Below are 6,200 nucleotides of genomic sequence, written 5' to 3' on the forward strand. Positions count from 1 at the left end.
GTACCTGGCTAGAATACGGGGGGAGGCGGTCCCCATAGAGTCTCATATGTGCTGACCGATTACACCCCCTAGACTAGACGCCAATTCTGATGTAGGATGACCCCATCTGGGAGGTCAAGACGAAGAAGCCCAAAGCCGTGCCGCCTCAGGTCAAGTTCCAGGCGGCCTTGGAAGCGGTCAAAGGAGAAAAGAGCCTCGTAGAGATCGCCCGCATCTACAACGTCCACCCCAACACCATCGTCAAGTGGAAAGCGGAGCTCATGGAAAAGGGGGCCACCCTCTTCTCCAACGAGACCCAAGAGAAGGAGCTGGAGAAGAAGATCCGCGACCTGGAGCAGCTCATCGGCAAGAAGGAAGTGGAGATCGCCCTTCTAAAAAACTGGAACGTACGCTTCGCGTGACCCTCGGGCAGGGGAGGTAACGAAGATGACCCTGGGCGAGCGCATCGACCTGGCCCGCGAGGTGCTGGCCCAGGGTTTGGCCCCCCTGCCCATCGTCCTCAGCGCCCTGGAGATCCCCCGGGCCACCTGGTACTACTACCGGAAGCAGAAGCTTGAGGCGGACCGGAAGCGGGAGGAGGAAGACCTCCGCCTCAAGAGGGCCATCGAAGAGGTCTTGCTGGAGCACCCCGAGTACGGCTACCGCCGGGTCACCCAGGAGCTCCACAGGAAGGGCATCCCGGTGAACCACAAACGGGTCCACCGCCTGTTGCAGGACTTCCACCTCTCCCTGAAGCGCACCGCCCGGAGGCCCAAGCCCAACCCCTTGCTGCAGATTGTGCTTCTGGCCGGGGAGAGGGCAGACCTGAGGGCCCTCCTTCTCAGGCAGAGGGAACCGGAGCCTTTTGAACTTCTGTACACCGACTTCACCCTCCTGCCCTACCGGGGAGGGAAGGCCTGGTTCGTGCCCATCCTGGACCACAGGACGCGGACGGTGGTGGCCTTTGGTCTGGGGCCGTCCCCTTCGGCGGAGCTGGCCTTAGGGGTTTGGGAGCGGGCCAAGGCGTGGATTCAGGAGGTGACGGGGGAACTTCCCAGGGCCCTGGTCCACCACGACCAGGGGGGTCCTTTTCTGAGCCACGACTGGGTGGGGACGCTTCTTAGGGAGGGGCAGCGGCTTTCCTACAGCTTGATGGGGGCGAAGGGCAACCCGGTGGTGGAGAGCTTTTTTGGGCGGTTCAAGGGGGAGGGTCAGGACCAGTTTTTGGAGGCCAAGAGCCTTGGGGAGCTAAGGGGGGTGGTGGCTGCTTCCCCGACAGGGGAACACCAAGAGGAGCGGCTACGCTACTACCACGAGGGCCGGTTGCACTCAGGGCTGGGCTACCGAACGCCGAGGGAGGTGATGGAGGAGGCGCTGGGAAAGACCTTGGAGGCGTCACACGGGAGGCAGGGTGAAAGTGTCTAAGTTCAGGGGGCCGGATCACCTGGCCATCGTGGGGCGACGGGTGGTGGATACGGTGGGGAGCATGCTGCACGGGCTTTTTACTCGGCGCATCCAATGGGTGGAGGACCTGCGCAGACCTTCGTACCCCGCGAGGGCGAGCGCTGCCTAGAGGGAGTAGGTGCGGTAGCTTTTAGATGACGCCTCCTAGCCTGGCGTCCACCAAGGCCCCCAGCTTCCCAGGAACCTGGTGTTGAAGCGCCTTCCCAACCCTAGTAACTTGGCTTTAGAGGACCAAGGAGAAGGGGGAGAACGCCATGGGAGGAAAGTTCGAGGGCAAGGTCAAGATCACGGAGGAACTCCTCTTTGATGAGGAGTTCATCGCCGAGCTCAAGCGCAGGCGGGAGACCCTGGGAGTCTCCGCCACCCGGTTCGCCCGGATGCTGGGCCTCCGGCCCCACTGGGTCTTGCGGGTGGAGCAGGGCAAGGACTACCTGGCCCGCAAGCCCTACTACCTGGTGAAGCGCTACCTCCGGGCCCTGGGCTTTGACGAATAGCTCCGGGGCGCAAGGGGCCGTGCAGGGAGCTGGCATAGGTAGGGGGTACGGGTGCCCATGGCCCGCGGGCCCTGGGGCGGGCCGTTAGGCTGGTCCTATGGACCCATCCCGCCTCCCCATCGCCCTCCGCCTCCTGGAGGGGGGAAAGGACCGGGAGGCCCTGGCCCTCCTCCAAACCCCCCAAGAAGGCCTCCCCGAGGCGGAGCGCCTGGCCCTCCTGGGCTTCCTGGAGGGCCGCAAGGGGGACTGGGGAGGGTACCGGGCCCTGGCCCTGGAGGCCGCCCGGAGGGCCCAGACCCCCCTCACCCTCTACCACCTGGGCCTCGCCCTGCCCCCGAGGGAAGGGGCGGTGGCCCTGGAGGAGGCCCTCCACCGCTTCCGGGGGAACTCCCAGGCGGAGGCCCGGCTCCACCTGGCCCTGGCGGTGGTCCTGGAGCGCCTGGGCCGTCCCGAGGCCCTGGCCCATGCCGCCTTGGCCCGCCTCAAGGCCCCTTCCCCCTGGACCCGGCTCCACCACCTCCGCCTGGAGCTCTTCTTCGGCGCCCTTCCCCTCCCCGAGGTCCTGGAAGAGGGGGAGGAGTTCCTGCTCCACGAGCTGCCCGGGGTGCGCCTCCTGGCCGGGCACACCCTGGCCCTGGCCCACCTCCTCCGGGGCCAGCCCCGGCGGGCCCGGACCCTCCTCCAGGGCCTCCTTCCCCTCCTGGGCCCGGGCAGCCTCCCGAGCTTCCTGGTCCTTGGGGCCTTGGCCCTGGAACCCCTTAGGGCCCGGCTCCTCCTGGAAGCGGCCCAGGCCGGCCCCCAGGCGGGGTGGTCCCAGGGCTTCCTCCTCCTGGCCCAGGGGCTCCTGGAAGGGGGGGAGGCGGCCAGGGATCTCCTCCTCTCCGCCCACGGCCTCCTCCGGGAGGACGGGGCCCTCTACGCCCTCCTGGCCGAGGCCCGCCTCAGGGCCCTGGGGGCGGAGGTAGAGGCCCCACTGGCCCCCCGCCTGGCCCCCGCCCTCCGCCCCGAGGCCCGGGCCTTCCTGCTGGGCCGAGGGGAGGAGACCTCCCTCCGCCTCCTTGACGGAGGTCCCCTACCCTCCTTAGGGCCTAGGGGCACGGAGGCGCTGGCCCTCCTCCTTGCCCACGAGAAGGGCATATCGGGAGAAGCCCTGGCGGAGGCCCTCTACGGGGAACCCAACCTAGGGGCCTTGAAGACCCTCCTCCACCGCCTGCGGGCCAAGGGCTTCCGGATCTCCTGCGCCCCCTACCGTCTGGAAGACCCTCCTCCCTCGGACCTTTTGGCCTTTCTCAGGGCCCTTTCCGGGAGAGACCTGGAACAGGCCCTTGCCCTTTACCAGGGCCCCCTCCTCCCCTGGAGCCAGGCCCCGGGGGTGGAGGCGCTCCGCCTAGAACTGGAGGAGACCCTGCGCCGGGCGGTGCTGGCCTCGGGGGACCAGGAAGCCCTCTTCCTCCTCGCAGAGCGCTTGGGGGAGGACCTGGAGGTTTGGGAGGCCCTCCTGGAGGGGCTATCCCCCGAGGATCCCCGCTACCCCATCACCCGGGCCCGGGTGGAGCGGCTTCGCCGGGAGTACGGGGTGTGAACCGGGAGGGAAGCAGTCGGGACTCCAGCAGGCCAGGGAAGGGGCGGGACCAGGGCCTCTTAGAAGGGCCAGGAGAAGCCATCCCACGAGGAGAACCCAAGGCCACCTGTGCCTCATGCTTCCAGGGTGCCAAGGGGGAGGTTACGCGAGGTTACGCAGGGGCCATCGTTGTGAAGAGCTTCCACGTAACCTGGACGTAACCTCCCCCCTGCTACCCTGGGGCTAACCCGTAAGGGGGTGGAAGAAATGCACGAGAGGGTTTACAACTTCCAAAGGTCGTAGGCCAGCAGCATGATTTCCTGATGGTTGCCATTGATACAGGCAATTTTATATTGGCTTACGAGGAGGACCTCGAAGAAGGATTAGGCTCGGAATACGAAAGGCTTTGGGTCGAAGACGTGCCCCTTGTCCTTGCCAGCGACGCTAGCGTTGTCCTACGCAGAGAGCGGTTCGGGGGAATACTCTACGGCTTTAAGAGGGGCATTTTTCTCAATCAGGAAGCCTTCGACCTTGATGGCTCAGCGTCCCAGCGTGGCTAAGGATTTAACTCCGCCCTCGGGTACCTTCTCCTTCTTCCTCTTCGCCTTCCTTCTAACCCTGGCCGGCCAGGGCCTGGTGGTGGCGGGCCTATGGCGGTTCCTGGAAGCGGGAGCCTCGGGGCTACAAACTTCGGTCCTCACCCTGGTTCAAGCCTTAGCAAGCATCCTGACCCCCTTTCTCCTCCAATCCTGGCTTGAGACTAGGCCCCAAATGGTGCTCCGCCTCCTCGCCTTTGGCCTTGGGGTAGCGGCCCTCCTCGCCCTGGGAAGCCCTGGCCTTAGCACCTTTCTTCTCCTTTACGCCGCCTTGCTCGCCCTCTTCCTCCTCCTTACGGCTGCTCTGGCCATCTACGGCGTTTTACTGGGAAGCGCCCTGCCCCGCCTCTTTCCTAAGGAGGCCCTGTCCCAGGCCAACGCCCGCTGGGAAATGGCCAATACCTTGGGCCTGGTCCTGGCCCCCCTCATAGGGGGCTTTGCCGTGGACCGCCTGGGGCCCTACGCCCTTCCCCTCTTCGCCCTTCCTCTGGGGGTGGCCCTGGTCCTCCTCCTGGGCCTGAAGGCCCCTCCTCCCCTAGGCCCTTCCGAAGGGAGGCGGAAGGCCTTTGGGGGTGTGCCCTTGGGTGTTCTCCTCCCCGTTGCTCTACCTGCCCTTCTCCCTGCCCTGGCCCTCACGGGGGGCGGGGTCCTCACCGCTCTTCTCTTCCACGACCTCAAGCGGCCCGAGGGGCTAGGTATCGCCTGGGCGGGCTTTAGCCTGGGGGGCTTCCTTGTGGCCCAGGCCCTTACCCGCGTCTCCCTCCCCCCGGTCCTTGGCCTCCTCGGGGGGCTTGGCCTCCTGGGCCTGGGCAACCTGGGGAACGGCCTCCTCCCTTACCCCCACCTCCTCCTCGGGTCCTTGGTCTCGGGGGCGGGGGTTTCCGTGGCCCGGATCGCCTTCCGGACCTTCCTCCAGCGGCTTGCCCCCCCGGAGACCCTGGTGGGCCTCTTTGCCTACGTCAACGTCCTCACCCAGACGGCCCGGGTCCTGGGCTCCCCCTTGGGCGGGGGGCTTGGGGACCTCCTGGGGCCCAGGGGGGCCTTCGTGGCCTTTGGGAGCGTTTTCCTCCTGGCCTCCCTTCTCTTTCCCCCTCTCCTCCGCCTCTCCCAAAGGGTTCTCTCCTCTCGTGGTGACGCCGAGGGGCGTGGATGAGGCCCTCCTGGGCTCCACGGGCGGTATTCCCCTGCTGCTACTCTGGGGCTAACCCGTAAGGGGGTGAATGGCGATGCTCAAGGAGGTGCAAGAGGTCAGGGTCGGCGGCCGGACGCGGCGGGTGTACGTGCGCCCCTTTGCCTGGAACCTGCGCGTGCCCACCCACATGGAGGAGGCAAAGCCCTTCGCCTGGGGGCTGGAAGGCCCGGCTAGCCTCTGCCCGATGCCTGATGGTCGAGTCCTGGTAACCGAGTTTTGGGGGGAGGATAAGAGACATCACTCAGGGCGGTAATGCGCGAAACTGTGATGCCGGCAGGTGCTCCTTTTCATCACCGATGGCCTGCCCGGGATAGAGGAGGCCATCCGCCGGGTCTACCCCCAGGCCCGGTGGCAGCGGTGCGTGGTGCACATGGTGCGTTTTAGCCTTTCCCAGGTGCGGTCGCGGGACCGTGCCCTTCTGGCCCAGGACTTGCGGGGGGTGTACGGGGCGGGAAGCCGGCGGGAGGCCCTGGAAGCCCTGGAGCGGTTCAGGGAGGTGTGGGGGGCGAGGTACCCTTCCCTGGTGGCGGCGTGGTGGGGGGACTCTGGGGCCTTGCTTCGGTTTTACGAGTACCCCGAGGTCTTGTGGCCCTATCTTCGCAGCACCAATCTGATGGAGCGGTTTATCCGGGAAGCAAGGAGGGGGACGAAGGTGAGGGACCATAAGTTTCCCCGACCCGAGGCGGTGTTCAAGCTCTTGTACTTGGAGACCGAGCGCCAAGAGGGGAGGTGGGGGGAGCGGAGGCTCAAAGGCTTTGCGGAGGTGCAGGAGACTTTGGAGAGGATGCTTCAGGAGCGGTATGCCCCTCGTACACAAACGCTTACACAAAATTCTTGACACGACCGCCTGCGGAAGAAGATTTGCTGGACTCCTGATCTGTTGATCCGGGTGGAGACTTTGAGGAAGGAGAACC

Annotated in this window: 6 protein-coding genes and 3 pseudogenes; all 9 read left to right on the forward strand. The window is 66.1% G+C overall.

Annotated features, from left to right (window positions below; all coding sequences use genetic code 11):
• Positions 1-137: 137 nt before the first annotated feature.
• On the forward strand, positions 138-401 hold the full coding sequence (locus tag IEX93_RS11130) for a transposase (RefSeq protein WP_188848258.1): 264 nt from the start codon (positions 138-140) through the stop codon (positions 399-401).
• Positions 402-426: 25 nt separating this feature from the next.
• Positions 427-1,404, forward strand: a complete 978-nt coding sequence (locus tag IEX93_RS11135) for an IS3 family transposase (protein ID WP_188848259.1) — start codon at positions 427-429, stop codon at positions 1,402-1,404.
• Positions 1,405-1,420: 16 nt separating this feature from the next.
• Positions 1,421-1,504 (forward strand): annotated as a pseudogene (locus IEX93_RS11905) (IS982 family transposase); the annotation flags it as partial.
• A gap of 193 nt (positions 1,505-1,697) precedes the next feature.
• Positions 1,698-1,937 carry a helix-turn-helix domain-containing protein gene (locus IEX93_RS11140; protein WP_014516141.1) on the forward strand — a complete coding sequence of 80 codons (240 nt, stop codon included), beginning with the start codon at positions 1,698-1,700 and terminating at the stop codon, positions 1,935-1,937.
• Positions 1,938-2,034: 97 nt separating this feature from the next.
• The gene (locus IEX93_RS11145; RefSeq protein WP_188848260.1) at positions 2,035-3,519 is read left to right on the forward strand and encodes a hypothetical protein; all 1,485 of its coding nucleotides are present in this window, start codon (positions 2,035-2,037) and stop codon (positions 3,517-3,519) included.
• Positions 3,520-3,821: 302 nt separating this feature from the next.
• Positions 3,822-4,058 (forward strand): hypothetical protein, encoded by a 237-nt coding sequence (locus IEX93_RS11150; protein ID WP_229906183.1) that lies wholly within the window; start codon positions 3,822-3,824, stop codon positions 4,056-4,058.
• The gene (locus tag IEX93_RS11155) at positions 4,033-5,247 is read left to right on the forward strand and encodes an MFS transporter (protein WP_229906184.1); all 1,215 of its coding nucleotides are present in this window, start codon (positions 4,033-4,035) and stop codon (positions 5,245-5,247) included. The genes IEX93_RS11150 and IEX93_RS11155 overlap by 26 nt, the downstream gene beginning before the upstream one ends.
• A 73-nt stretch (positions 5,248-5,320) precedes the next feature.
• Positions 5,321-5,543, forward strand: a pseudogene (locus tag IEX93_RS11160) (hypothetical protein); the annotation flags it as partial.
• A 14-nt stretch (positions 5,544-5,557) separates the two neighbouring features.
• Positions 5,558-6,124 (forward strand): annotated as a pseudogene (locus IEX93_RS11165) (transposase); the annotation flags it as partial.
• Between the last annotated feature and the right edge of the window lie 76 nt (positions 6,125-6,200).

The organism is Thermus composti (assembly GCF_014647535.1).
In the GTDB taxonomy this organism is placed as follows: domain Bacteria; phylum Deinococcota; class Deinococci; order Deinococcales; family Thermaceae; genus Thermus; species Thermus composti.

Coding starts and splice junctions, on each gene's coding strand:
- IEX93_RS11135 (WP_188848259.1), top strand. CDS start 427: ATGACCCTGGGCGAGCGCATCGACCTGGCCCGCGAGGTGCTGGCCCAG.
- IEX93_RS11140 (WP_014516141.1), top strand. CDS start 1,698: ATGGGAGGAAAGTTCGAGGGCAAGGTCAAGATCACGGAGGAACTCCTC.
- IEX93_RS11145 (WP_188848260.1), top strand. CDS start 2,035: ATGGACCCATCCCGCCTCCCCATCGCCCTCCGCCTCCTGGAGGGGGGA.
- IEX93_RS11150 (WP_229906183.1), top strand. CDS start 3,822: ATGGTTGCCATTGATACAGGCAATTTTATATTGGCTTACGAGGAGGAC.
- IEX93_RS11155 (WP_229906184.1), top strand. CDS start 4,033: ATGGCTCAGCGTCCCAGCGTGGCTAAGGATTTAACTCCGCCCTCGGGT.